The following is a 25,400-nucleotide window of genomic DNA, read 5'->3' as shown; positions in this document are numbered from 1 at the left end:
AACAATAGGGGGTAGGTTCACTACCCCAATGTGCTAAAGGTTTACAGCTGGTCATCCGTCGGTGGAATCGGTTTTGACATGACTGTTTTTGCTGGCTGGTTAGCCCCTTTAGCTGCCATAAAACCGTTGATAAGGTCTTGAACTTCTGGGTTTTTCAATAATGCGGCAATATCAATTTTTTTGTCTTCTTTGCTACGATTTATGAGCTTCTCGACATTTTCTTTTGCGAAACTGCTTTTATCCATAAAGCCATCAACCGCTTTACCGAGGCTTAGTGCTTTAGAGAAGGTGTTGAAGAAGCTGCCGTCGCCGCCCACAATTTCAATATTGGTTTTGCTAAGAGCTGCAGCCAATACATCAGCTTGCTCGCGGGCAATTTCTTTATTTGCGTCGATAGAGGCCATGGATTGTTCGAACTCTTTCTCAAGGCGCATACGAAACTCTTCATGTGAACGTGCAGTATCGCTGAGGTGATCCATTGATTTAAATTTGTCGGTTAAACCATCGGCTTCAGCTTTCAAGCGTTGGCGGATAACTTCTGCTTGCGCTGAACCTAATTGTCCTTCACCTCGAGCTTGTGCTGCCAGTTTTTCTTCCAGTACTTTCGCGTCAGCTAAGCCTAGTTTTTCTTTAGCATTTGCTTGTTGTTCTTCACCACGAGCTTGGGCTGCTAATTTCTCTTCAAGGATTTTTGCTTCAGCAAACCCTTGTTGTTGCTCTGCTTTAGCTTTAGCTTCCATAACCTGGGCTTCCGTTAAGCCTTTTTCTTTCAGCCCACGTGCTTCTGCTAACAGTTTCTCAGCCGTAATATTGGCAAGAACAAGACCTTCTTTTTCTTCTGCCTCTGCAGTTGCTTGGCGAACTCGAGCTTCTGCTAAACCTAATGCCGCGTGTTCGGCTTCAACCCCTTCAGCTAAGCGCTTTTTGGCTTCAGCTTGCTTTGCCGATGCTTCGAGTTCTGCTTGTGCCATGGTGCTTATTTCTTCTGCACGGTGTTTAGCACTGGCTTCATCAGCTTCGGCTTTTTTCACTTGGCGAACTAGCGACTCTTCTGCTTCTGCCTGTGCGTTAATCACGGTGACTTGGCGCATGCGTTCAGCTTCAGAGACTTCACGAACTTCTTTGATGCGTTCTTCTTCTTGTGCCACGGTTTTTTCAACGGCTACACGCTCACGTATAACATTGGAGATATTTTTGCGTTCTTCTTCGAGTGCTTTTTCTTTTTCTATACGTTGTAATTCAACTTCTCTTTCACGGGCAACAATTTCGAGCTCACGTGCGCGGCTCACGCGTTCTTCTTCGATGGCGACTGCACGAGTACGGTTTTGTTGAGCAACTTCAACTTCGCGCATGCGGTTTTCTTCACGGATTTCAATTTCTTGCTGGGTTTGAATACGCGCTTGCTCTGCTTTAAGGCGCTCTTCTTCTTGAACACGTAAGGTTTCAGCTTGTTCACGTGCACGGATATTATCAATTTCACGTTTTTGGCGAGCTTCGGCATCGGCTTGTTGGCGCTCTAAGGCTAAACTTGCTTCGCGGGTTTCAACGTTTTTCTTTTGAATTGCGAGCTCTTGATCACGCTCTTTTTGGTTGGTCTCAATATTGTGGATCGCGGTGATTTCAGTAATTTTACGAATACCTTCGGAGTCAAAGATATTGTTTGGGTCTAAGGCTGATTTTGGTGTTTGTTCTAGGTAATCAATCGCCACATCTTCAAGTGCATAGCCGTTAAGGTCCTTTCCTATCACATCAACAATGCGATCACGGAAGTCTTGTCGGTTTTCAAATAAAGTGGCTAAATCCAGTTGCTTACCGACTGTTTTTAAGGCTTCAGAGAATTTTGCACTGAATAATGTACTGACCGCTTGATGGTCTGATGCACGGTCAACACCGATAGCTTTTGCAACTTTCAGCACATCTTCTGTCGTTTCATTCACTCGCAAATAGAAAGCAACAGTGATATCAGCACGTAAGTTATCATGACAAATCAAGCCATCTTTACCGCGGCGATCAACTTCAAGTGTTAGCAAAGAGATACGCATGAATTCTTTTTTGTAGATGACAGGGTAAACTAATGCCCCTGTAAAATGCACTTTAGGCTGTGATGACATGTCATTGACAATCAAAGCAGTACCTTGTGGAACTTTGATATAGAAGGCTTTGAATAACCCAAAGAACCCTAAAATAACTAGGATGATCCCCCCGATAATTGTTAAAAAGGGCATTAGTGCAGCCAAGTCCATATTAATTCTCCATTGGTTCTGACGATGACGTCATTTCGATTATGCAAGCAAGATATTTATTTTTAAAAAGCGAAGTTATCCGTGGCGAAACTCATTTTCACTGACAACTTGGTAACTGTGCGATGCTGCGTCATAGCTAATAATAACAACACGATCACCGCGTTTTAACTGTTCGGAGGATGGGGCGCGTATTTGTAAAATTAACCCGGCTCCGCCATCTTCTAATAGCGCTTCGCCATTTTGTTCACTCACCATTCCTGAACGTACTGTGGCGTATTTACCGATAAGTTGTTGTACTGTTTTGGGTTTATTAAGGCTCACCAATTTTTTGCGCACAGGTTTTAAGCACAAAGCGGTTAAATGAAGAGAGATAAATAGGGTGATCGCAAAAACGGCGAAGCTGACGAGATAACGTAATAAATCAGTATCAATGAAGCGAATAAAGATATGTACGCTGAAATAACTGATTATCCAACCAAAAAGAGTAAATAACGTGACAATAATGGTGACAGGGATCCCTGCTAAGCCAAGCTTGGTTAGCCAACCCGCGAAACCTGTTGCATCAATGCCAGCATCAAATTCGGTATCAAGATTAAATACGTCGATATCCAATAAGCCAAAAGCGGCACATAACCAATAAAATAGAACAATGATTAGCAAACCACTAAAGATAATTGTCGGGAACATCAAACTGTTATGGAAAAACAAACTCATAGGGTTTTCTCTTTATTATTAATGCATTATTGAGCTTACGTGAAAAGGAACGTTTGTTTAATTTATCACCATAAAATTATTTAGCTTAATAATATATTTTTTAATTAATAGCAGTATCAGACTAGTCTATAAGCACTTTTAATTTTTTGAAGTCTCTTATAGTACTGGTTGTTTATCCAGCTTTATTTGGTGAAGTTATTCCTAAAGTCTTATCGATAATAGTAAGACATTAATGAGATAGGATTTTACCATTAATAATCAAGTTGATGATAATCATTCTCAACTATAATAAGCGTGTTTAAAGTACAAAATGGGGGGGATTAATAAGATTAAAGTGATAAATTCGCGCTTCATGGATGAAAACTATTATGAAGCGCAAAAAAGTAAGATTAGTCTATCAAGTTCAGGAATGCCGCACCTCGTGCGCCTCCAGAGTCACCATAACGTGCTTTTTCGATTGCAGGTAATGTTGCTATACCATATAGGTATTGTGGAAGTACTTCTGGTAGTTGTTTATAGATCTCTTCAAACTGTGATAACCCTCCACCAATAACCACTAAGTCGGGGTCAAAAACAGTGACAATTTGCCCCATAAACATCGCAAGTAATGACATATAGCGGTTAACATGCTCTTTTGCTTGAATATCACCTTGTTTATATAGCTCAATAATTTCGATAGCCGAACGTTTTTCATTGTTGAATGAAGAATAAATACGCTCAAAGCCCGGGCCGGATAGATAGGTTTCAAAGCAAGCTGTTTGGCCACAGCCACAAGTTATTTCAGGAACTTTTTCCCCTAATAGCTTGGCTCCACGAACGCTGAGGTTCATGTGGCCTATTTCCCCTGCAATTCCATTTTTACCGGATAAAACTTTGCCATTTATAATAAACCCACCGCCTACACCAGTCCCTAAAATTAAGCCAAGAACGGTAGGGTAGCGTTTGAAATTAGGGTCCCAAGCTTCTGATAATGCAAAGCAATTTGCATCATTTTCTACTTTTACTGGGCGCTGTAATATATTAGCAAGATCATGAATTAAAGGTTTGTATTGTGCAGTAGGGACATTGGTTGTAAATACGGTTCCTTCAGCGTGGTTTACGATACCCGGAACGCCAACACCCACTTTTCCTTGGCAGTTAAATTTTTCATCTGCTTCTCGTGTGAGCTCAAGAAATGTATTTAAGAGCGTTTGGTAGTCATCTTTGGGTGTAGGAACACGCTTTTGCCAGACCTGATTTAATTCGTTATCAAAGACGGCAAGTTCAATTTTTGTCCCGCCCATGTCAAAGCCGTAATACATTTTCATCGTCCTTTAGTTATTTATGTATCATGTATCTATATGATAAATAATAAATGAAAGTGCTAATTAACCTGATTATACAAAAGTTATTTGATGAAAGAATTATTGATTTAATATTTATTTTTATATTCACATGAGGTTAGCTTCAGGGGGCTGACAAACAGACAATGTTTGGGAAAAAGCCAAATAGGTTATTGATTTTCGCCTGATAAAACAAAGTGAGAAAATTACGTGTTTATCTCGCTTTATCAATCAAAGTTAGCAGATACCAGCTAACCTTGATTGATAAATAAAGCGTTATTTTTGGTTGTTTAGTGGGTTGTACTTTTTTAAGATAAAATTATGCAATTCCATCGCAATAATTTGATGGACTTCCTGAGTAGGATGAACATCATCGATAAAAACATAATGAGGGTCGATTTCTAATGGTGCGGTATTGTCTTGGCGAATATAACCATCAGTAAAAGCGTCTTCTATATTATATGCTCCCGGTGAGTTTTTATTTATGTCGCCAACTACATTCGTTATATTTTTCATTACGTTATTAACATTAAAGTAATTAATATTGATATTTTTGTTTAATTTCAATAGGTTAATTATAGTCTGAAGCTTGTTGTTATGTTCGATGCTGAGATTTTGTATTTTTTGTTGTTTTTTCGGTGAACTGGTTTTTATTGCAGGGGTTTGGGATAGATCAGGAAGCCCCATCACTAGAATATTTTTCGCACCATTTTTGATCATTTTTTTGATTGTTTTTTCTTGACTAGAGATAACAACATCGACATTTTCTTTCGAATAGGTCATATAGTCATTGGCACCAATAAAAATAATACCTAAACTTTTGTCATCAAACTTAAGGTGTTTTGCTTGTTTTTCGATATTTGAAAGTATGGCAAATTGAGGGTGAAGTGTGGATTTAAAATAAGGTGCACAAGTTGAGCCACCTTCCGACTTATTCGTGAGTGTAACTTTACCTTTACTGGAATGGCTTTGCATCGTATTAGGCATGGTGAGAAACTCAGGCCATGTGAAACCATTAGTGAACCGTCCATTATAGTATTGGTTAGCATTAGTGAGTAATCCACACGACTTTTTATGCATCCTTCCTTCAGAGTCAGATAAGCTGTCACCAATAACTGTGACACTATCAAAATAGGTTATCGGTTCTTTTTTCCCTATATTAAATTTATTTGAATACGCAGTAGCTAATTGGAATTGATTTCCAGGAATTCTTTTTTCTGTATGTTTGCCCCAAAGTGACCCATCTACATCATCATCGACGGGGGTGTCCGTCGAAGACATACTTTTAGCTCTGTCGCTATAAAGTTGTACAGATATGCTGCCACCGATACTATTCTGTAGCGGAACATTTCTAGTCGATACTATTTTTTCCGAGGCTAGATTGGTATTGGGTACTGTTGAATTAGGTCTGTGTGTAGTTGCATACAGAGTTGTATTGGATATCGATGTCATAGGAGTCCTTATTGATTGGGATACTTCTCGATAAAACTACCAATCAACAGACAAACACAGTATCAAATAAAGATTATTTATCTATAATGATATGACTAATAATTAATAAATTAATGTATATAAAACAATTGCTTGTTTGCTAATTATTATTATTATCGACAAAGTTATTGCATCGTTTTTTAAAAAAATGTATTGTTATATTATAACATTACATTTAGGTGGTTATTATGAAACAGGGGATCCATCCACAATACCGTACCGTGGTTTTTCATGACACAAGTGCAGATGCCTATTTCAAAGTAGGCTCAACAATAAAAACTGAAAAAACAATCGAGTATGAGGGTGAAATATTTCCGTATGTCACGCTTGATGTCTCTTCTCAGTCACATCCGTTTTATACCGGTAAACAGAAAATGATTTCTCAGGAAGGGAAAACGGCACAGTTCCAGAAGCGTTTTGGTCGTTTTTTACAGTCAGAGGGTAAATGAAGATGAAAGTACTGAGTTCATTAAAAACGGCAAAAAACCGTCATCCAGATTGCCAAATTGTTCGCCGTCGTGGCCGGGTGTATGTGATATGCAAAACAAACCCACGTTTTAAAGCAGTGCAAGGCTGTAAGAAAAAACGCTAATTATTGAATTTAAACATAATTATAAAATTTCCTGTATCGCTTTATATTTTATTTGCTTAGCCATTGCAGATTATTGCTCTCTGCCGTGGCTTTTTTTCATTTGTTTTTTTGTCCACTGATCCCCTCGATCATTAGCATGATTACTAATCTTCTTATTATTAGTGATGAAATTCACTTGCACATGGATGCATATTTTGTCAGGTTTAATACATCCGAAAAATTTCTAGTTTCAATTTTTGTGAATACTGAATGAATGATAACAATGACGGTATTTACTTTGTGGGGTCGAAACTAGAAATTTCTTGGTAAAAATTTAAACGAACAGGGTGAGTGAAAATGAAAAATGTAGGGTTTGTTGGCTGGCGTGGAATGGTCGGCTCAGTATTGATGCAGAGAATGGTCGAAGAACGTGATTTTGATGCGATCCGTCCTGTATTTTTTACCACATCACAACAGGGTGCAGAAGCACCTGTTTACGGTGGCCATCGTGGTGTTTTACAGGATGCCTTTGATATTGATGCACTAAAAGCATTGGACATTATTATTAGCTGCCAAGGCGGCGACTACACGAATGAAGTTTATCCTAAACTTCGTGAGTCTGGCTGGAATGGTTACTGGATTGATGCTGCGTCTTCATTACGTATGAAAGATGATGCGATTATTATTCTTGATCCCGTAAATAACCAACATATCCAAGACGGCTTAAATAAAGGCATTAAGACCTTTGTCGGTGGGAATTGTACGGTAAGTTTAATGTTGATGTCTTTAGGTGGGTTGTTCACTAATAATTTAGTGGAATGGGCATCTGTGGCAACTTATCAAGCGGCATCAGGGGCTGGGGCTCGAAATATGCGTGAGCTTCTGGCACAAATGGGGTCTTTGCACACACAAGTGGCTAAAGAACTCCAAGACCCGGCCTCCGCTATTTTAGATATCGAGAAAAAAGTCACAGATTTCACTCGCAGTGGCACAATGCCAACGGATGCGTTTGGCGTACCATTAGCGGGTAGCCTGATCCCATGGATTGATAAAGCGTTAGAAAATGGCCAAAGCCGCGAAGAGTGGAAGGGCCAAGCAGAAACCAATAAAATTTTAGAAACGGGCAATAATATTATTCCAGTTGATGGGTTATGTGTTCGTGTGGGTGCGCTGCGCTGTCATAGCCAAGCTTTCACATTGAAGCTGAAAAAAGATGTTCCGTTGAGTGAAGTTGAGCAATTGCTTGCCTCACATAATGATTGGGTGAAAGTGGTTCCTAATGACCGCGAAATCACTATGCGTGAGTTAACTCCAGCGGCAGTCACTGGCACGCTTAGCACCCCTGTTGGCCGCTTGCGTAAACTGAATATGGGCCCTGAATACTTATCTGCCTTTACGGTTGGTGACCAATTACTGTGGGGAGCTGCTGAGCCTCTTCGTCGTATGTTACGGATTTTATTATAAGCGCGGCGCAGCGATAAGTCGTATTCGATAAACCTGCATAATTTAATATGCAGGTTTTTTTGTACCTAAATTAGTGACGAGCCGGTTCATTCTGCGGCGGCTGGTGTTCTAACTCTTTTGCCAAGAAGTAGTTCAAGAATGTTCGGATCACGGCAATAATACCGAGTTTAATGAGGCTATCTAAATCTGGGTCAACGGTTGTTGCTAAGATATCAGCGGCTAATTGGAACTCTAACGCAGTGGCTAGCCAATCACCAAAACAATAGCGAGCGGTACGTGCTTTTTGGGTTTTCATCCACACGATCAGGGTTTTGATTAACCCAATCACTACGCAGATAACTGAAATTGCTTCTAAAAGTAATTGAAGTACGTGAACACTCGAGACCAGTAATTCACGTAAAAAAACTAAATCGAACATTAAAACCTCGACTCGATAAGTAAATTGGATTCATATTTGTTAACTATGAGCAAATATTGCCAAAATATCGAGTTTTATTGTGGATCTATCGTCTCAGAAGGTAATTGGCTAATGGATAAAATATTTCGATTGCCATCAATGACCTGAATATTCTTATTGGGTTGATAACATTCACGTAAAGGTGATAAGCAAGCTTGTTGCGAACCTTGTTGTATATTAAGCCAATCACTGATTAGCCAATAATTATTCGCTGTAGAATAAGGTGACTGCAAGTTTACTGGTTTGATGTTTGGTTTACTGGCACTTTCGCTGTACCAAATCAGCAAAGGAATTTCATAGGCTTCTTTTCTTGGGTTGTTAACGCCATGGTGGTAGTGAATATTGTTATCGCTGTCTAGGCGTTGCAACGCATGGTCTGAATAGTACATCAAAGTCGCAGGTTTCCCTTCGAGTTGTTGTATCAGGTTTTCGATAAATTTATCGGTATATGCTACCGAACTGTCGTAGCAATCGTCATCTTCTTGGCCACTGAATGTTTTTAGTTCAGTTTCAGGGAAGCGGTTACAGGCAGGTTCATGGCTGCCATAAGTATGTAACACAATGAGTTTTTTCTTATCAGTGGGGTCATTGATAGCATTATTGAAGTCATCTTGCAGCTCTTCATCGTAGCCGACAAATTCGTTCCAAGCTTTCTTTTGTGACATAGAAGCAATAGCAGAAATAATACTGGTACGTTTATTAGTTTTTCCCTGGTTGCTGACCCAATAGGTTTTAAAGCCTGCATGATTGGCTAATGAAATGATATTGTCCGAATAGTGTGATTTATCCTGCATTTGCTCAAAGCGAATATTAGACAGTGAAATAGGGACTGACAAGATAGTCACCGGTGCAGGGGAATAGGCTTGTTGAAACGCCAATATTTGTGATTTTCGCTGATTTAAATTGGGTGTTGTTTCATATTGATAGCCGTAAAAACCCATATGGTCACGGCGCAATGATTCACCAATGACAAGAACATAGATTTCAGTTTCAGACGCGTTTTTCTGGTAGTTAAAAGCCACTTCTTGTGATGATATTTTTTTTATCCCTCGGTTTTCATATAAATTTTTGACTAAAGCTGCAGCATTATAGAAAGGGGTGCTTAAGAAGTATTTTTCCGTGATCAATAAAGCGCTATTGGGTTTGCTAAGTAATGATGCGTAATAGGCTGGAATGGCTAATAGGTAACCACAAATTAGTGCCATAATTATCGCTGTAATACGACGCTTCATATATTTTGCGCATTGATGGATACAGGCTAAATAAGCCGAAAAAACAAGTAAATAAAAAATAACATAACCAATGTTATAGGAAAGCATTCCAACTGTTTCGCTGCTATTGGTATTGATAAAAGTTTCTGCAATCGAAGAAGAAAAGCGGATATCGTGTTTTTGATAAAAGAAGAATGAAACAGATAAATTGAGAGCCCACAGAAGTGACACAAAAACAGTAAAAATTTTGCCAAGTAAAAACCGATAAATACCGGCACATAACAGTATGATAAGCACCCCTGAAATTATGATGGCAATGTCTGCAATAATGCTGATATCTCCACTAAAAAATACAGGGATGATAGATACCAATAATGCATAAATTGAAATAATAAGTTGGCGAATCATAGTGTTATTTTACGTATTTTTGACCTTAATCAGAGGTTATAGAAGTCATTAAAAAATAATAAGTTAACATCTGGTTAACTTAGGGTGTTATTCGTTTATAACATAAAAAAAGGTAAGATAATCAAAATAGTGGCGTAAAAAACTGTAAAATATCGTGATGTTTAGTCATGACTAGCCCCTCACAACTCGTGAGGGGGAGGTAAAATATTGAGTTAGAAACTTACCGCAATTTTGGCATCAATATTGTTATCGCTATAATTTTTTGATAAAAATTTATTATAATTAATTGATAGCTTAGTATTTTCTTTTATATTGATATCAGTACCGATTTTTAATGCGACGCCATGGCCTGATGCAGGAACACTATGTGTTGTAAATGAGCTTGCGGTATCAGTAAAATTCAATTTTATCCCTCTATTTAAATTCCCATATTGGTATTGATAATTAAGCTCACCGTGTAAACCGATATTTGATGTTTTACTCAATTTCCATTGGTTATCAAGGCGTAGCCCAAGGGTAGATAACGTCGTACTGATGCGCTGTTTACGTGCCTGTAGTGATGTGTTGTTGATGTTTTCATTAATAGCATGATTCATTGCGCTGATATAAGTGAGATTGGTGAATGGCTCAATATTTATCCCATTTGAGTTAATTGGATAGGCCAGCTCCATAAAAGCTTGATGTGTGTTGGTATAATAGCTCGCTGAGTGACTTGTGCCATCACTGATTGAGCGTTCGGTATGAATAAGATGTGAAGTGTGACCGAGCCCAGCACGAACCGCGATAGGTTGCCATAAAGCGCTACCATAAATGGCGGCATGGTAGTTGTTACTGTTACCGTGGTCTAGGTCGCTAGATAAGGTGCTTTGACTAAACCCTGCCGCGATACCCAATGTCATTTTTTCATTGATAAAACGTCGATTTGCCCCAAGCAATAGACCATAATTTGATGACTTATACCCAGTGGCATTGTTATCACCAGTCGTTTTATCCCAATCATAGAGCATTTTGACCCATACATTGCCTTTGCTTTCGCTACTCCATGATCCAGACAAGCGAGCTTGTTCAAGTACTGTTTCTTTAATCTGACGGCTATTATTTATTTGATTGGATAATAGGTCAGCGTATATTTGCCCGGTGACATTGCGAAATATCGCTTGAGCTTGTTGTTTTGTTTGGCTTTTTAACGTTTGGTTATAGAGAGTATGGTGCGTAGGAAGCGTTTCAATGGCGTTAGCCACAGCGGTTTGGTTTTGCGTTGCAGCGGCACTGGAAAATGCAGTGTTATTGCGCCCTACCTTAAGTGTAACCTCTTTGGGGGTGTAATTTAGTGTCGTTCCAATAAACTGGTAATTAGGCACAACAGCATCAAATTGGCCATCAATCCCCTTTTGAGCGCTTAATATCGTATATTGTGTATCAAATAACTGGTGGATATCTTGCTTAGAAAGCGGGTTATTTTGATTTTCAAGCGTGACACTGACGGTACCACCTTTTAATAAAGCCGAGCCTTGGCTGATGACCTTATCGTTTTTACCTGCTGAATTGATTTCAACCAAATAATGGCTGTTCGGTGCAAAATTCACGGAATCAATGATGTTAATTGTGCCAATTGAGTGACCGGGTGCAACAACTGCACCTTGGTTAGCGGTTAATTGTCGAATGCTCCCATTGCCCGTCAGTAAACCGTGGTGGTTAATATTCACCGAAGCACCGATTTTTCCGTCATCTAAGACTAACGTTCCTTTCTGGACATCAACTGCGGAATCTAAGTGTTTTTTAAGGGTAACCGTTCCGCCATTTATATGGGATTTTTGCGAGTATTTATTCTCACCTGTTAAGACTAAATGGCCTTGGTTTACTGTAAAGCCTGCGAAGGTATTGTTGCCAGATAATACTAATGTCCCTTGGCCTTGTTTCGTTAACTTTCCCGTACCTTGAATATTATTTTTCCATTCATCTAGCTTACCGAAATTAGCAATATCAAAGTCATTAACGTCTTGATTGACGATAAAGTTTTCATATAAATAGGAGGGGCCATGATGAGCCGCAGGTAAGTTAATTAACCCCCAATAGCTATTTGGATCATTTTCTTTGATATTCCAACCCGCAATTGATTGGCTTGGATACGCAGTGCTAGCTAAAATATTGTTCCACTGTGTTTTATTCAAGTATGGGAAGCGTAATCGAAGTAAATAACCCGCCGTTTTAGGTATATTTTTAGGCTCGATCATAGATATCTTTTGCGTTTCTTTTTTTCCATAGTAACCAATATGGTCATTGGTTATAGGGTTAGATACGGTTAGACAATTTTGACTGTTATTTGAACATGACGATGAAATATCTGTACGAATATTTTTAGCCGACTCAACAATGAATTTGCTGTTTTTTTCATCGGATAGCAGCTGTGATAATAAATAATAATTACCTACACGAGAAGCGATGGTATCGGTAGCGAAGTGTGCGCCAACAATCACGCGGCTTTCACCGTATTCAATCGCTCGGTTGAACGTTTCACTGCCTTTTTCGGGGAAAATCATCGCCAATACTGCTGCTTGCTTAAAACCATTCCACGTATGGCCGCTAGGGTAAGATGAGCCCTGTATATGTGAATAACCTGCAATATAATGACCTTCGTCATCCAATACTTGGTAAGGACGACCACGCTTAAAATGGTCTTTTAGAATAAAATCAATCGACCTAGTACGTTGTTTTTTTTCATCATAAGCACGAGTGCTTGTATCATGTAACGAACGGATTTCTTTATATTGTTTATGGTCTTTTATATTAATATCCTGTTCGCCAAACAGTATCGTTTGATAACTGTTAAATAAATAATCTGAGCTTTGGGATTTATCTGCGTGTGCTAAATTTTTTCTTTCACCTGTGATATTGATGTATTCATTGCTAATAAGCCTATCTTGCTCAGCAACTTCGCTGCCTTCTTTAGGGGTATTATTAATAACATTGTGTTTTATATCCTCAAGCCATGTATTTCTTGTATCGATAATGTTTTTCTCTAATTCTAAAATATGATTTTTTGCTATTAGAGTATTTGTGAATATGAATGGTAATAAAGTTATTGATACTGATATAAAGGTTTTTCTCATTGTAATCCCGCCGATGCTATTGGTGAAAATTTCATTTGGCGGAGTTTATTTATAATATATTTATTTTTTATGACAGTTTTAAAAATAAAAAATCGTTATTAATTAAAGTGATAAACTTTATTTTAAATTGTTTTATTTTTTATAATGTAGTTTTCTATTGACGGGTTTTATTTTTTTATTTTTTTACTACTGGTTTGATTAAATGATGAAAGTAAAATAATAACTATAAAAAAATAATTATAAAAAAATAACCCCAAACTTTCGTATGGGGTTATTAAATATTATTCAGTTAGCTGAATAATTAAATATCAATATTCGCTGCTTTTAGGGCATTTTCTTCGATAAATGCACGACGTGGCTCAACAGCATCACCCATTAATGTGGTGAATAGTAAGTCGGTTGCGATCGCATCTTTCACTGTTACACGCATCATACGGCGCGTCTCAGGGTTCATGGTGGTTTCCCAAAGTTGTTCTGGGTTCATTTCACCAAGACCTTTATAACGCTGTACGTATAGGCCGCGACGTGACTCACGCGTTAACCAAGTCAAAGCTTCTTCAAAGTTATCGATATCTTGACGACGCTCACCACGCTTGATGTAAGCACCTTCTTCAATTAAGCCACTGATTAAGTCACCTAAATGAGTAATGCGACGGTACTCACTGCCATGAACAAAGTCAAAATCGAGATTGTAGTCGGTATCAACACCATGGGTGCGAATACGGATAGTTGGCTCGAATAATTGACGCTCACGGTTTTCGTTAACGGTATAGCTGTAAGTGCTACCGAATTGCTCGTTATCTTCTAAGCGTTTAACCAGTGTTTTTGCCCACTCTTCTACTTTCTCGCTGGCTTTTAAGTCATCTTCAGTTAAGGTTGACTGATAAACCAAGCTGTTAAGTAGAGCTTGAGGGTACAGGCGCTCGAGGCGACGAATAATACGGTGTGCAGCATTATATTCGACAACCAGTTTTTCGAGTTCTTCGCCTTTCATGGCTGGGGCTTCGGCACTTAAATGCAGTTCCGCGCCATCAAGAGCGATAGAAATCAGGTAATCGTCCATTGCATCGTCATCTTTAATATATTGCTCTTGTTTACCACGTTTCACTTTATACAGTGGTGGTTGAGCGATAAAGATATGACCACGTTCAACGATTTCAGGCATTTGGCGGTAGAAGAAGGTCAATAGTAGTGTACGAATGTGCGAACCATCGACGTCCGCATCCGTCATGATAATGATGCTATGATAACGCAGTTTGTCTGGGTTATATTCATCACGACCAATACCACAGCCTAATGCGGTGATCAGGGTTGCCACTTCTTGTGAAGATAGCATTTTATCAAAACGCGCTTTTTCTACGTTTAGAATTTTACCTTTCAGTGGCAAAATTGCTTGGTTCTTACGGTTACGGCCCTGTTTTGCAGAGCCACCCGCGGAGTCCCCTTCCACAAGGTACAGTTCAGATAGCGCAGGGTCGCGTTCTTGGCAGTCAGCCAATTTACCCGGTAAGCCAGCTAAGTCTAACGCGCCTTTACGACGTGTCATTTCACGGGCTTTACGTGCTGCTTCGCGTGCGCGTGCTGCATCAATGATTTTACCGACAACGATTTTTGCATCGTTCGGGTTTTCCAGTAAATATTCAACTAATTTCTCATTCATGATTGTTTCAACCGCTGTTTTCACTTCGGAAGAGACCAATTTTTCTTTGGTTTGTGATGAGAATTTAGGATCTGGAACTTTTACTGAAATAACCGCAATCAGGCCTTCACGTGCATCGTCACCGGTTGCGTTGACTTTGCTTTTCTTCTGATAGCCTTCTTTTTCCATGTAGTTATTCAATGTACGCGTCATTGCTGCACGGAAACCAGCGAGGTGAGTCCCCCCATCGCGCTGAGGAATGTTATTGGTGAAGCAGTATACGTTTTCTTGGAAACCATCATTCCACTGCATTGAAACTTCAACGCCAATACCGTCTTTTTCAGTTGAAAAATAAAAGACAGAAGGGTGGATAGGGGTTTTGTTACGGCTTAAATACTCAACAAAGGCTTTAATGCCACCTTCATAATGGAAATGGTCTTCTTTGCCATCACGTTTATCAATGAGCTTGATAGAAACACCGGAGTTTAAGAATGATAACTCACGTAAGCGTTTTGCTAAGACGTCATATTCAAATTCAGTGACACCTTTAAAAGTGTCCATACTTGGCCAAAAACGAACGCGGGTTCCTGTTTGGTCGGTTTCGCCGACAACAGTCAGAGGCCCTTGAGGCTCACCATGTTTGTAGATTTGCTCATGAACTTTGCCATCGCGACGGATAACTAATTCTAATTTTTCAGATAAGGCGTTAACAACGGAAACCCCAACACCGTGCAAACCACCGGAGACTTTATAGGAGTTGTCATCAAATTTACCCCCTGCGTGCAGAACGGTCATGATAACCTCTGCGGCAGAGACGCCTTCTTCTTCGTGGATACCAGTAGGGATACCACGTCCATCATCCTGTACGGAGATAGAGTTATCGGCATGGATAGTGATCACGATATCATCACAAAAGCCTGCGAGGGCTTCGTCGATAGCGTTGTCGACAACCTCGAAAACCATGTGATGAAGACCTGTTCCATCGTCTGTATCACCGATATACATGCCTGGGCGCTTACGCACCGCATCTAGTCCTTTTAATACCTTGATACTTGAGGAGTCATATGTATTCGACATCAACGTTTCCTGCTCTTTCTATTCCTGAGGTTGAACTTCTATTTTGCCATGTTCTACACTAAACATCTTGCTATTTGCATCTATCATATCATTAACTTGCTCAGGTGTAATGGCACTGACAAACACTTGTGCTTGTGTAGCTTTGAGACGGGTTGCCAGTAATTGGCGACGGCCGGCATCAAGTTCAGAAGCAAAATCATCCAGTAGATACAGGCATTGTTGCCCGCTCTGACGGGTGAAAAACTCACCCTGCGCTAACCGTAATGCACACATAAGCAGCTTCAATTGACCCCGCGAAAGCATATCTTCAACAGGGGTTCCATTTGCTCGAATACGCAAATCCGCTTTATGTGGCCCTGAAGCGGTATAGGTTAGTGCTCTATCACGCTCAAATTGGCGCTCTAATTGTTCTGAATAATCAATTTCTTTATCCCAACCACGTTGGAAGGATACCGAGAGTGAAAATTCGGGTAAAAATTGTTGGCAAGTTTGCTCAATATTTTCAGCAATACCTGCAATATAGTCATGGCGCCATTGGCTTATTTGCTCGGAAAGCGGTGCCAGTTGTGTGTCCCAATGACGAATTTGCTCATAACGAGTGACTTGCCGTAAAGCGGCATTGCGTTGCTTTAATAACCGTTTTAAATCTGACCAAACTGAAAAAAACAGCGGGTCATTGTGAAAACAACCCCAATCAATAAAAGCACGTCGATATTTAGGGCCGCCATTTAGCAAGGTAAACCCTTCTGGGGTAATCAGTTGAATTGGCAATAATTTTGCTAGTTCTGCAATTTTATGGCCATCAGTGCCGTCTATTCGGACTTTACTGTCACCATCGCGGTTTTTGCTTAAACCTAATGAAAGGTCGTTTCGCTGTTCATCTAAATGGCTCAGTTTACCATGAAGAATAAATTGTTCTTGCTCATGGCGAATAACTCGGTTCGCTTGAATGCTGCGAAAGGCACGGCCATGACCGAGTGTATATATGGCTTCCAGTATACTGGTTTTACCGCTCCCATTGGGGCCAATTAAAAAATTGAACCCATTAGCAAGGGAGAGATCCGCGTTTTCAATATTTCGAAAATCACGGATCAATAAACGCGAAAGGATCATAAATACCGATTACAAACGCATTGGCATGACAACATACACCGCTGCTTTACTATCAGCGTCTTCAATCTGCACACTGGAAACAGCGTCGGTTAACAGAAGTTGCACGTTTTCACTTTTTAGCGCATTTAAGACATCTAAGATGTAGCTGACGTTAAAGCCAATTTCCATCTCAGTACCTTGGTAGCTTACATCAACAATTTCTTCGGCTTCTTCTTGTTCTGGGTTATTGGCCGTAATGCGCAATTGGTTTTCACTGAAATACAAGCGCACACCGCGGAATTTCTCATTCGATAAAATAGCCGCGCGAGAAAAAGCTTGTTTGAGTAAATCACAGCGAGCTTCTAAGGTTTTGTCTGGGTTTTTGGGTAATACGCGACGGTAATCAGGGAAACGGCCATCAACCAATTTAGAGGTAAAGATAAAATCCCCAACGTGAGCACGAATATTATTACTACCAATTTGCAGTTGTAGAGGGGTATCACCGCCATCTAACAAACGCATTAGCTCAATAACCCCTTTACGAGGCACTATCACTGAGTGAGAGGGTAGCGATTGACCAATATCCATCGAACAGACTGCAAGCCTGTGTCCATCGGTTGAAACGGTTCTGAGCATTTGGTCTTCGGTTTCAAATAGCATGCCGTTGAGGTAATAACGGACATCTTGGTGCGCCATTGAAAACTGAGTAGCTTCAATTAAACGTTTCAGTATTGATTGCGGAAGAGAAAATTCCACTTCGCTTTGCCAATCATCCAGGTTTGGAAAATCAGCAGCGGGTAAAGTGGATAATGAGAAGCGGCTACGCCCAGAGCGGACGAGCAGTCTGTCATCATTCAGCTCTACATGAATTTCAGAACCTTCAGGTAACCCACGCCAGATATCAAAAAACTTGCGTGCGGGCACGGTGGTTGCGCCAATTTCATGCTCCCCTGTTAGGGCAACATTGGCCATCATCTCCATTTCAAGGTCGGTTCCAGTGAGTTGGAGGGTGCCTTCTTTTACCTGTAATAAAAGGTTACCTAAAATAGGCAGAGTTGGACGCCCACCTAAAGGACCACTAACCTGTTGTAACGGTTTTAATAACTGCTCGCGTTCTATTGTAAATTTCATAGCAATTAAGATGATAATGTTCTGATTAAATTAGAAAAATCTTCTTTGATGTCATGGCTTTCTTCCCGTAATTGTTCAATTTTACGACAAGCATGTAACACCGTGGTATGGTCACGGCCGCCAAAGGCATCCCCGATTTCAGGTAAACTATGGTTAGTCAGCTCTTTTGCTAGTGCCATTGCCATTTGACGCGGACGTGCGACAGAACGAGAACGGCGCTTAGACAGTAAATCTGCTACCTTAATTTTATAATATTCAGCAACTGTTTTTTGAATATTATCAATAGTTACCAGCTTTTCTTGTAGTGCTAATAAGTCACGCAGTGCTTCTCTGACAAAATCGATAGTAATCGCCCGGCCAGTAAAGTTAGCGTTGGCAATTACGCGGTTTAACGCCCCTTCTAGCTCACGAACGTTCGAGCGAAGGCGTTTGGCGATGAAAAAGGCCACTTCACCCGGAAGCTGAATCTCATTTTCATCTGCTTTTTTCATTAAAATCGCGACTCGAGTTTCTAGCTCTGGTGGTTCGATTGCGACGGTTAGGCCCCAGCCAAAACGCGATTTTAAGCGATCTTCCACACCGTTAATTTCTTTTGGATAACGGTCGGAGGTCAAAATAATTTGTTGATTACCTTCAAGTAGCGCATTAAAAGTATGGAAAAACTCTTCTTGTGAGCGCTCTTTGTTAGCAAAAAACTGGATATCGTCAATAAGCAGTGCATCAACAGAACGATAATAACGTTTAAATTCTTCAATGGCATTGTTCTGTAAAGCTTTGACCATATCTTGAACAAAACGTTCTGAGTGCATATAAACCACGCGAGCGTTGGCTTTATGCTGCATAATACTATTGCCGACAGCATGTAATAAGTGGGTTTTACCTAAACCTGTCCCACCATAAAGAAATAATGGGTTGTAGGCACCACCTGGGTTTTCTGCCACCTGCCTCGCTGCAGCGCGAGCCAATTGGTTCGATTTACCTTCAACAAAGTTATCAAAAGTGTGCTTAGGGTTTACATTAGAACGATAAGCAACATCAGGCTGTACTTTGGCTGAATTGTCCCAACTCGGTTTCATTGGGGCTGACGGAACGGCAAATGCAGGTACTTGTTGAGCTGTACGTGCTTGTGCTGCTGCCGGTGCGACTGTAATCGGTTTATTGCCTACCTCAAAGTGTAGTGCAGGCGCGTCAGTTCCACAAAAGTCATTCAATAATTCATTGATATTATTGATGTACTTGTCTCTAACCCAGTCGAGAACGAAACGATTTGGGGCATAAAGTGCCAGTGTATTGTCGTTTAATTCAGCTTGAAGAGGGCGTATCCACATACTGAATTCTGTGGCAGGTAGTTCATCCTGCAATCGGGCAAGACATTGCTGCCAAAGCGAAAGTGACACGTTGGACTCCCCTAAACAAGGTCAATGGAACAAGAAGTACGGATGTAAACAAAGAATTTTCTCGGGCTTACGTTTAATCGCAATGACCCAAAAATGTTTTAGGTTAACTCTTACTTACTGCATATCGCTGATCGATGGATCAGAAATAGACCTGCGATCATACCGCAAAATTAGTCAGAGATCTCCATTCTTTTACACAGTTTTTATGCTTTTTATCCACAGGTAAATGTGATAAGGAACCTCTTATAAAGAAGAAATAGACTGGGCTACCTTAATTTACTGCCATTTTTCCACATGCTGGGGATAACTTTAGACGATTTACTGGAAATATTCTGTATGATCAAAAAATATTTTTAGATCTCTTGAAGATCCTTGCGCTTTGGGGCGGAGTCCGTATAATCTTCCTCCCTGTGTACAGTACAGATGTGATTTTTACACGAAACTGAGGTAAACTTGTTGGGTCATATCGCTCTATTTTAACGTTAATGTTAGGCGGGGCGGGGCAAAAAGCAGGTTTTCAGTCAGTATACGAATGTAATCATTCGTCGGCTGTCACAACATATGTCGGCAAACCGGTCAGCCAGGCTATAAATAAAAGTGGTTTGATTGCGTCATTTCATTGACGTGACCCCCTATGTTTTATTACAATCCTGCCTCTTTCTATATTGTTGCGATAGAGGCACAGGTGTAAAATCAGTTTTCACTGGTTGCCAACGCGTTTACTGAATCAGTAATAAATTTTAAAGTTAGGTAGAAATCGTTATGAAACGCACTTTTCAACCGTCCGTACTGAAACGCAACCGTTCACACGGTTTCCGCGCTCGTATGGCTACTAAAAATGGTCGTCAAGTTCTGGCTCGCCGTCGTGCGAAAGGCCGCTCTAGTCTGACCGTTTCATCTAAGTAATAAAGCTAGCCCTCTATTCAAGTGGTTACGCTCGCTTTTACCCGGGAGTTACGTTTGTTAACTCCCAGGCATTTCGATAATGTCTTTAAGCAGCCGCAGAGGGCGAGTTCCCCAGAGATAACAATCCTTGGTCGCCTAAACGAGCTGGGGCATCCCCGCATCGGTCTTACCATCGCTAAAAAAAATGTTAAACGAGCTCATGAGCGAAATCGTATTAAACGATTAGCGCGTGAATACTTTCGTTTACATCAACACGACTTGCCTCCAATGGATTTTGTGTTATTGGTAAGGAGAGGGGTCGCCAATCTTGACAATCAACAGATCACGGAAGCATTGGATAAGTTATGGCGTCGTCATCGTCGCTTGGCTCAAAAATCCTGATCATGCTGATCAGAGGCTACCAACTGGCAATTAGCCCGTTGTTAGGGCCTCGTTGTCGCTTCAATCCTACTTGTTCAAATTACGGAATTGAGGCATTGCGCAGGTTTGGTATGCTAAAAGGGAGTTGGTTAACGGCGAAACGCGTATTAAAATGCCACCCTTTACACGCTGGTGGAGATGATCCTGTCCCACCTAGAAAAACTGATGATAATAGAGAATTATAACGATGGATTCGCAACGCAATCTTCTACTCATCGCTTTGTTGTTCGTGTCGTTCTTAGTTTGGCAGGCCTGGGAGAGCGATAAAGTTGCTCAGGACGTTAAAACTGTTCAAACTTCGCAACAAGCGGATATGCCAAGCAGTGATGCTCAAGCCGTAACTGGCAGTGGGCAAGGTAAGCTCATCACAGTCAAGACTGATGTACTGGATATACGCATCAATACTCGTGGTGGTGATATCGATGAGGCTGACCTGTTAGCCTATCCTGCGACCCTTCATTCGGAAAGCCCTTTCCGTTTACTGGAAACTAATCCAGGCTTTGTCTACCAGGCACAGAGTGGTTTAATTGGTCTTCATGGTCCAGACAACCCAGCAAATAATAATGGCGAACGTCCGCTGTATAGCGCAGATTCTACAACTTTCACATTAGAGAAAGGCCAAGATGTCTTGCGCGTACCAATGACATTTACTGATAACAACGGTGTTGTGTATCAGAAAACGTACATTGTTAAGCGTGGCCAATATACTGTTGAAGTTGAATACAGTATTCAAAACCCAACCGCTCAACCACTGAGTCTCGCTTTCTTCGGTCAGTTAAAACAAACTATCGAGTTACCGAAAGAGCGTGATACAGGCAGCAGCAATTTTGCTCTGCATACCTACCGTGGTGCGGCGTATTCTTCTGATGAAAACAACTATAAAAAATATAGCTTTGGCGACATCGAAGATAAAAACCTCGACTTAACCACCAAAGGTGGCTGGGTGGCAATGTTGCAACAATATTTTGCAACGGCGTGGATCCCGGCAAGTGCAGAAAAGAGCACTTTCTATACCATCGACCTTGATAAAAAATCTGCCATCATTGGTTATAAGAGTGAACCAATGACTATCGCAGCTAACGGTGCAGGTACTTATTCATCAACATTATGGGTTGGTCCTGAAATTCAGTCTGAAATGGCCGCAGTTGCACCACATTTAGACTTAACCGTTGATTATGGTTGGTTATGGTTTATCTCTCAGCCACTGTTCAAACTGTTGAAATTCATTCACGGTTTCGTGGGTAACTGGGGTATTGCCATCATCGTTATCACCTTTATCGTTCGTGGTATTATGTACCCGCTGACTAAAGCACAGTACACCTCGATGGCGAAAATGCGTTTACTGCAACCTAAACTGGCTGCAATGCGTGAGCGTATTGGTGATGACAAACAACGCATGAGCCAAGAAATGATGGCGATGTATAAAGCAGAGAAAGTAAACCCACTGGGTGGTTGTTTACCGTTGCTTATCCAAATGCCTATCTTCCTTGCACTTTACTACATGTTGATGGGTTCTGTTGAACTGCGTCACGCACCATTCTTCGGTTGGATCCAAGACTTGTCTGCACAAGACCCGTACTATATCCTACCGGTATTGATGGGTGTGACCATGTTCGTTATTCAGAAAATGTCACCAACTGCAGTCACTGACCCAATGCAGCAGAAGATTATGACTTACATGCCAGTCGTGTTCACTATCTTCTTCCTGTGGTTCCCATCAGGTCTGGTTCTGTATTATATCGTGAGTAACTTAGTAACCATTATCCAGCAGCAGGTGATTTACCGTGGTCTGGAAAAACGTGGTCTACACAGTCGCGATAAGAAAGAAAAGAAATAAATTGAATTTTAGGTGAGCCTTCTGCTCAGCTATCGATATAATATTAAGGCGGCCATTTAATGACCGCCTTAATTTTTTATAGGAATGACAGAGAAACATCATGCAAATCAACGATACTATCGTCGCACAGGCAACACCTCCCGGTCGTGGTGGTGTCGGTATTTTACGTGTATCTGGCCCGAAAGCGGCACAAGTTGCTGAAATCGTGCTGGGAAAACTCCCTAAACCGCGCTATGCGGACTACTTGCCATTTCGTGATGTGGACGGTGCTGTTCTTGACCAAGGTATTGCACTTTACTTCCCTGGACCAAATTCATTTACGGGTGAGGATGTGCTTGAATTACAAGGACATGGCGGCCCAGTTATTCTTGATTTATTGCTAAGAAGAATATTAACGATTACTGGTATTCGCATTGCGAATCCGGGAGAGTTCTCTGAGCGTGCATTTTTAAACGATAAGCTGGATTTAGCCCAAGCAGAGGCGATTGCTGACTTGATTGATGCAAGTTCAGAGCAAGCGGCTCGTTCTGCAATGAACTCCCTACAGGGCGCATTTTCTTCCCATATTCACCAATTGGTGGAAGCACTCACTCACTTGCGAATCTATGTAGAAGCAGCGATTGATTTCCCTGATGAAGAAATTGACTTCCTGTCTGACGGTAAAATTGAAGCAAAACTCAATGAAGTCGTGGCAGATTTAGAACAAGTTCGTTCCCAAGCTCGCCAAGGCAGTTTATTACGTGAAGGAATGAAAGTGGTGATTGCCGGGCGCCCAAATGCAGGTAAATCGAGCTTGTTAAATGCATTGGCGGGTCGCGAAGCTGCGATTGTCACGGATATTGCGGGTACGACGCGTGATGTGTTGCGTGAACATATTCACATTGATGGTATGCCTTTGCATATCATTGATACCGCAGGCCTGCGTGAAGCCAGTGATGAAGTTGAGCGAATTGGTATTGAACGTGCGTGGAAAGAGATTGAACAAGCGGACCACGTGCTGTTTATGGTAGATAGCACCACAACCGATGCAACTGAACCACAAGAGATTTGGCCTGAATTTATGGCGCGTTTACCCGATGAACTTCCGGTCACCGTAATTCGTAACAAAGCGGATATGACGGGTGAACCCGTTGAGTTTATTGATAATACGCGTTATCCGTTAATTCGTTTGTCTGCACGCGAAGAAAAAGGCATCGATTTGCTGCGCGATCACCTAAAAGAAGCCATTGGCTTTAACAGCAATACAGAAGGTGGTTTCTTAGCACGTAGCCGCCATTTACAAGCACTAAATGCAGCCGCCGTTCACCTAGAACAGGGTTATGACCAGTTAGTGAATGCTCGCTCCGGTGAGTTATTAGCAGAAGAATTGCGTTTAGCTCAGCAGGAACTTAGTGAAATTACCGGTGAATTTACCTCTGATGATTTATTAGGCCGTATCTTCTCAAGTTTTTGTATTGGGAAGTGATGACTATTAGCTAGTAAGATAAAAGGTACAGTGGTTAGCCAATGGGTAATAAAAATTGGCTAACTTTTAGTTTATTTATTAAGTTCTTGTTCTATATAATCCAATACTTGATGAGCTAAGCTAGTAAAAGCAATAATTGCTTCATCCCATTGAGTAGGAACTTCTGCATAAACCATAGGACTTACATAGTTATTATAACGCTCTATGAATTTTGGGGTTTCTACTAATAATTTTAGCCCATAGCGAAGTTCTGTAATAGGCGAGTCAACCAGTTGTGTATGTTGATTTCCATATCTTGTAATATCTCCATCAAGTGCTTTTTTCAGTAATTGACTTAAGAATTCAATATTAGATGGTTGGGATAGCTGTATATGAAAAGTATCATAAACATGTCGAATAAGTGTCTCATCATCTTCACGTTGGCCATTTCTTGCGACACTCGCTGTTCTTCGTAGCATCGATAGTAACTTTTCAGCTTGAGTGTCAATAATTGCCGAGCAAATCATGTTATAAATTTCGATATCAGATTCTGTAACATTTGAATAAATAGATTGAATATTCCTAGATATGGGTTCACTAAGAAGGTCTGTCTCTATAAATTCTAATTTTATAAAAGGACGTAAACATGGTGCTTGCCTGTGATCTTGAGGATAACGGATATCAAAGGAAAAATAGCGGTATTCATCTTTAACAGAAGGCGCATTATCTAAAGAAAAAATAGAATTTTGGTTAATTATTTCTTCAATAATGTTTTTTATTTCTCTTCGGGCTGTTTTTCTTGCATTTCGAGATGCTAATTCAGAATATCTTTGGTTTGGAATTAGTTTTATATCAATGTCTTCAGACATTCGATAAGTTTTGATATCCGATTTGGCGAGAGCTGTTCCTCCTGAAAAGATAGCTTGGTGATATGTAAACTGAAAGTTAGATAGGAGTTTAAGTAATTGAACAACATAATAATCTTTTTTCAACTATCGCTGGGTTGCCGAGCCCTATGGCATCGGCAACATCAATAAATAAAGAGCTATCGAGTTTCATTGATACTTTGTTTCCCTACCTTAATTTTACGAGTAAATTTAGGATTTTTAGGGATGATTTTAATATTAGAAGGAATTTGTGTACTCTCACCAGACAAATTCATCAGAGATAGCTTATCAAAAGTATAATCAACATTGAGTTTTTTCATTACTTCGATAATAACGCCATCAGCACCACTTGGGTTATCTGGCATTAATTTACCAGTGATGCGATTCACTCTGGCTCTTACATAGACACCATAACCAATTCTCATTAATAAACCATTGTCTGTAAGTTTTTTGAGTATACGGCCTACTTGATCATAATCAGCTATTTTTGAAAAGTCAGAGCGTAGGAAAACAGAACGTTTAGAACGCTTTACTTTTTTTTGTATTCTGTCTTGTATTGTCATTATACCTCCTATGCGC

The 25,400-nt window shown here is 40.5% G+C and carries 21 protein-coding genes; 8 read left to right on the top strand and 13 right to left on the bottom strand.

Annotated features, from left to right (window positions below):
* Positions 1-41 precede the first annotated feature (41 nt).
* From PR800_RS12300 to PR800_RS12285, 4 genes are all read right to left on the bottom strand, one after another.
* Entirely contained in the window at positions 42-2,243 is a 2,202-nt protein-coding gene (locus PR800_RS12300) for a flotillin family protein (RefSeq protein WP_102140062.1), read from the bottom strand.
* 75 nt (positions 2,244-2,318) lie between these two features.
* Entirely contained in the window at positions 2,319-2,957 is a 639-nt protein-coding gene (locus PR800_RS12295; protein WP_272530931.1) for an OB-fold-containig protein, read from the bottom strand.
* A gap of 389 nt (positions 2,958-3,346) precedes the next feature.
* The gene (nagK, locus tag PR800_RS12290; protein ID WP_272530930.1) at positions 3,347-4,258 is read right to left on the bottom strand and encodes an N-acetylglucosamine kinase; all 912 of its coding nucleotides are present in this window, start codon (positions 4,256-4,258) and stop codon (positions 3,347-3,349) included.
* 297 nt (positions 4,259-4,555) lie between these two features.
* Complete coding sequence (locus tag PR800_RS12285; protein ID WP_272530929.1) at positions 4,556-5,731, bottom strand: SGNH/GDSL hydrolase family protein; 1,176 nt, start codon at positions 5,729-5,731, stop codon at positions 4,556-4,558.
* 227 nt (positions 5,732-5,958) lie between these two features.
* Here PR800_RS12285 and PR800_RS12280 point away from each other — a divergent pair, with 227 nt between their 5' ends.
* From PR800_RS12280 to asd, 3 genes are all read left to right on the top strand, one after another.
* Complete coding sequence (locus PR800_RS12280) at positions 5,959-6,219, top strand: type B 50S ribosomal protein L31 (RefSeq protein ID WP_004906261.1); 261 nt, start codon at positions 5,959-5,961, stop codon at positions 6,217-6,219.
* A 2-nt stretch (positions 6,220-6,221) separates the two neighbouring features.
* Positions 6,222-6,362 carry a type B 50S ribosomal protein L36 gene (gene ykgO / locus PR800_RS12275; protein WP_102140059.1) on the top strand — a complete coding sequence of 47 codons (141 nt, stop codon included), beginning with the start codon at positions 6,222-6,224 and terminating at the stop codon, positions 6,360-6,362.
* Positions 6,363-6,698: 336 nt separating this feature from the next.
* Entirely contained in the window at positions 6,699-7,805 is a 1,107-nt protein-coding gene (gene asd, locus PR800_RS12270) for an aspartate-semialdehyde dehydrogenase (RefSeq protein WP_166267184.1), read from the top strand.
* A 70-nt stretch (positions 7,806-7,875) separates the two neighbouring features.
* Here asd and PR800_RS12265 read toward each other — a convergent pair whose 3' ends face one another.
* The 7 genes from PR800_RS12265 to dnaA form a co-directional block, all read right to left on the bottom strand.
* Positions 7,876-8,223, bottom strand: coding sequence for a DUF1622 domain-containing protein (locus PR800_RS12265; protein WP_102140057.1), 348 nt, complete (start codon positions 8,221-8,223; stop codon positions 7,876-7,878).
* Positions 8,224-8,297: 74 nt separating this feature from the next.
* Positions 8,298-9,881: a phosphoethanolamine transferase gene (locus tag PR800_RS12260; protein ID WP_272530928.1), complete on the bottom strand. Its 1,584-nt coding sequence runs from the start codon at positions 9,879-9,881 to the stop codon at positions 8,298-8,300.
* A gap of 212 nt (positions 9,882-10,093) precedes the next feature.
* Positions 10,094-12,991 (bottom strand): autotransporter domain-containing protein, encoded by a 2,898-nt coding sequence (locus PR800_RS12255; RefSeq protein ID WP_272530927.1) that lies wholly within the window; start codon positions 12,989-12,991, stop codon positions 10,094-10,096.
* Positions 12,992-13,292: 301 nt separating this feature from the next.
* Positions 13,293-15,707 carry a DNA topoisomerase (ATP-hydrolyzing) subunit B gene (gene gyrB / locus PR800_RS12250; protein WP_102140054.1) on the bottom strand — a complete coding sequence of 805 codons (2,415 nt, stop codon included), beginning with the start codon at positions 15,705-15,707 and terminating at the stop codon, positions 13,293-13,295.
* An 18-nt stretch (positions 15,708-15,725) separates the two neighbouring features.
* Positions 15,726-16,820, bottom strand: coding sequence for a DNA replication/repair protein RecF (gene recF, locus PR800_RS12245; protein WP_272530926.1), 1,095 nt, complete (start codon positions 16,818-16,820; stop codon positions 15,726-15,728).
* A 9-nt stretch (positions 16,821-16,829) separates the two neighbouring features.
* A complete protein-coding gene (gene dnaN / locus PR800_RS12240) occupies positions 16,830-17,930 on the bottom strand; it encodes a DNA polymerase III subunit beta (RefSeq protein ID WP_102140052.1) in 1,101 nt (366 codons plus the stop codon).
* Between the two features lie 5 nt (positions 17,931-17,935).
* Positions 17,936-19,327, bottom strand: a complete 1,392-nt coding sequence (gene dnaA, locus PR800_RS12235; RefSeq protein WP_102140051.1) for a chromosomal replication initiator protein DnaA — start codon at positions 19,325-19,327, stop codon at positions 17,936-17,938.
* Between the two features lie 762 nt (positions 19,328-20,089).
* Between dnaA and rpmH the strand changes: the two genes are divergently transcribed.
* From rpmH to mnmE, 5 genes are all read left to right on the top strand, one after another.
* The gene (gene rpmH, locus PR800_RS12230; RefSeq protein ID WP_042846776.1) at positions 20,090-20,233 is read left to right on the top strand and encodes a 50S ribosomal protein L34; all 144 of its coding nucleotides are present in this window, start codon (positions 20,090-20,092) and stop codon (positions 20,231-20,233) included.
* A 21-nt stretch (positions 20,234-20,254) separates the two neighbouring features.
* Complete coding sequence (gene rnpA, locus PR800_RS12225; protein WP_102140050.1) at positions 20,255-20,614, top strand: ribonuclease P protein component; 360 nt, start codon at positions 20,255-20,257, stop codon at positions 20,612-20,614.
* A complete protein-coding gene (gene yidD / locus PR800_RS12220) occupies positions 20,578-20,838 on the top strand; it encodes a membrane protein insertion efficiency factor YidD (protein ID WP_102140049.1) in 261 nt (86 codons plus the stop codon). The genes rnpA and yidD overlap by 37 nt, the downstream gene beginning before the upstream one ends.
* Positions 20,839-20,840: 2 nt before the next feature.
* A complete protein-coding gene (gene yidC, locus PR800_RS12215) occupies positions 20,841-22,490 on the top strand; it encodes a membrane protein insertase YidC (RefSeq protein ID WP_004906225.1) in 1,650 nt (549 codons plus the stop codon).
* Between the two features lie 100 nt (positions 22,491-22,590).
* Entirely contained in the window at positions 22,591-23,955 is a 1,365-nt protein-coding gene (mnmE, locus tag PR800_RS12210; RefSeq protein ID WP_102140048.1) for a tRNA uridine-5-carboxymethylaminomethyl(34) synthesis GTPase MnmE, read from the top strand.
* 71 nt (positions 23,956-24,026) lie between these two features.
* Here mnmE and PR800_RS12205 read toward each other — a convergent pair whose 3' ends face one another.
* Both PR800_RS12205 and PR800_RS12200 read right to left on the bottom strand, forming a co-directional pair.
* Positions 24,027-24,926 carry a nucleotidyl transferase AbiEii/AbiGii toxin family protein gene (locus PR800_RS12205; RefSeq protein ID WP_272530924.1) on the bottom strand — a complete coding sequence of 300 codons (900 nt, stop codon included), beginning with the start codon at positions 24,924-24,926 and terminating at the stop codon, positions 24,027-24,029.
* A gap of 53 nt (positions 24,927-24,979) precedes the next feature.
* On the bottom strand, positions 24,980-25,384 hold the full coding sequence (locus PR800_RS12200) for a DUF6088 family protein (RefSeq protein ID WP_102140046.1): 405 nt from the start codon (positions 25,382-25,384) through the stop codon (positions 24,980-24,982).
* Between the last annotated feature and the right edge of the window lie 16 nt (positions 25,385-25,400).

The sequence above is a fragment of the Providencia sp. PROV205 genome (assembly GCF_028479505.1).
GTDB lineage: Bacteria > Pseudomonadota > Gammaproteobacteria > Enterobacterales > Enterobacteriaceae > Providencia > Providencia huaxiensis.
Note: the sequence above shows the minus strand (reverse complement) of the source record. Positions and strands in the feature narration are given on the sequence as shown.

Excerpts from the sequence above, each read along its gene's own strand:
- PR800_RS12300 (WP_102140062.1), bottom strand. The coding sequence starts at position 2,243 with ATGGACTTGGCTGCACTAATGCCCTTTTTAACAATTATCGGGGGGATC.
- PR800_RS12295 (WP_272530931.1), bottom strand. The coding sequence starts at position 2,957 with ATGAGTTTGTTTTTCCATAACAGTTTGATGTTCCCGACAATTATCTTT.
- nagK (WP_272530930.1), bottom strand. The coding sequence starts at position 4,258 with ATGTATTACGGCTTTGACATGGGCGGGACAAAAATTGAACTTGCCGTC.
- PR800_RS12285 (WP_272530929.1), bottom strand. The coding sequence starts at position 5,731 with ATGACATCGATATCCAATACAACTCTGTATGCAACTACACACAGACCT.
- PR800_RS12280 (WP_004906261.1), top strand. The coding sequence starts at position 5,959 with ATGAAACAGGGGATCCATCCACAATACCGTACCGTGGTTTTTCATGAC.
- ykgO (WP_102140059.1), top strand. The coding sequence starts at position 6,222 with ATGAAAGTACTGAGTTCATTAAAAACGGCAAAAAACCGTCATCCAGAT.
- asd (WP_166267184.1), top strand. The coding sequence starts at position 6,699 with ATGAAAAATGTAGGGTTTGTTGGCTGGCGTGGAATGGTCGGCTCAGTA.
- PR800_RS12265 (WP_102140057.1), bottom strand. The coding sequence starts at position 8,223 with ATGTTCGATTTAGTTTTTTTACGTGAATTACTGGTCTCGAGTGTTCAC.
- PR800_RS12260 (WP_272530928.1), bottom strand. The coding sequence starts at position 9,881 with ATGATTCGCCAACTTATTATTTCAATTTATGCATTATTGGTATCTATC.
- PR800_RS12255 (WP_272530927.1), bottom strand. The coding sequence starts at position 12,991 with ATGAGAAAAACCTTTATATCAGTATCAATAACTTTATTACCATTCATA.
- gyrB (WP_102140054.1), bottom strand. The coding sequence starts at position 15,707 with ATGTCGAATACATATGACTCCTCAAGTATCAAGGTATTAAAAGGACTA.
- recF (WP_272530926.1), bottom strand. The coding sequence starts at position 16,820 with ATGATCCTTTCGCGTTTATTGATCCGTGATTTTCGAAATATTGAAAAC.
- dnaN (WP_102140052.1), bottom strand. The coding sequence starts at position 17,930 with ATGAAATTTACAATAGAACGCGAGCAGTTATTAAAACCGTTACAACAG.
- rpmH (WP_042846776.1), top strand. The coding sequence starts at position 20,090 with ATGAAACGCACTTTTCAACCGTCCGTACTGAAACGCAACCGTTCACAC.
- yidD (WP_102140049.1), top strand. The coding sequence starts at position 20,578 with ATGGCGTCGTCATCGTCGCTTGGCTCAAAAATCCTGATCATGCTGATC.
- yidC (WP_004906225.1), top strand. The coding sequence starts at position 20,841 with ATGGATTCGCAACGCAATCTTCTACTCATCGCTTTGTTGTTCGTGTCG.
- mnmE (WP_102140048.1), top strand. The coding sequence starts at position 22,591 with ATGCAAATCAACGATACTATCGTCGCACAGGCAACACCTCCCGGTCGT.
- PR800_RS12200 (WP_102140046.1), bottom strand. The coding sequence starts at position 25,384 with ATGACAATACAAGACAGAATACAAAAAAAAGTAAAGCGTTCTAAACGT.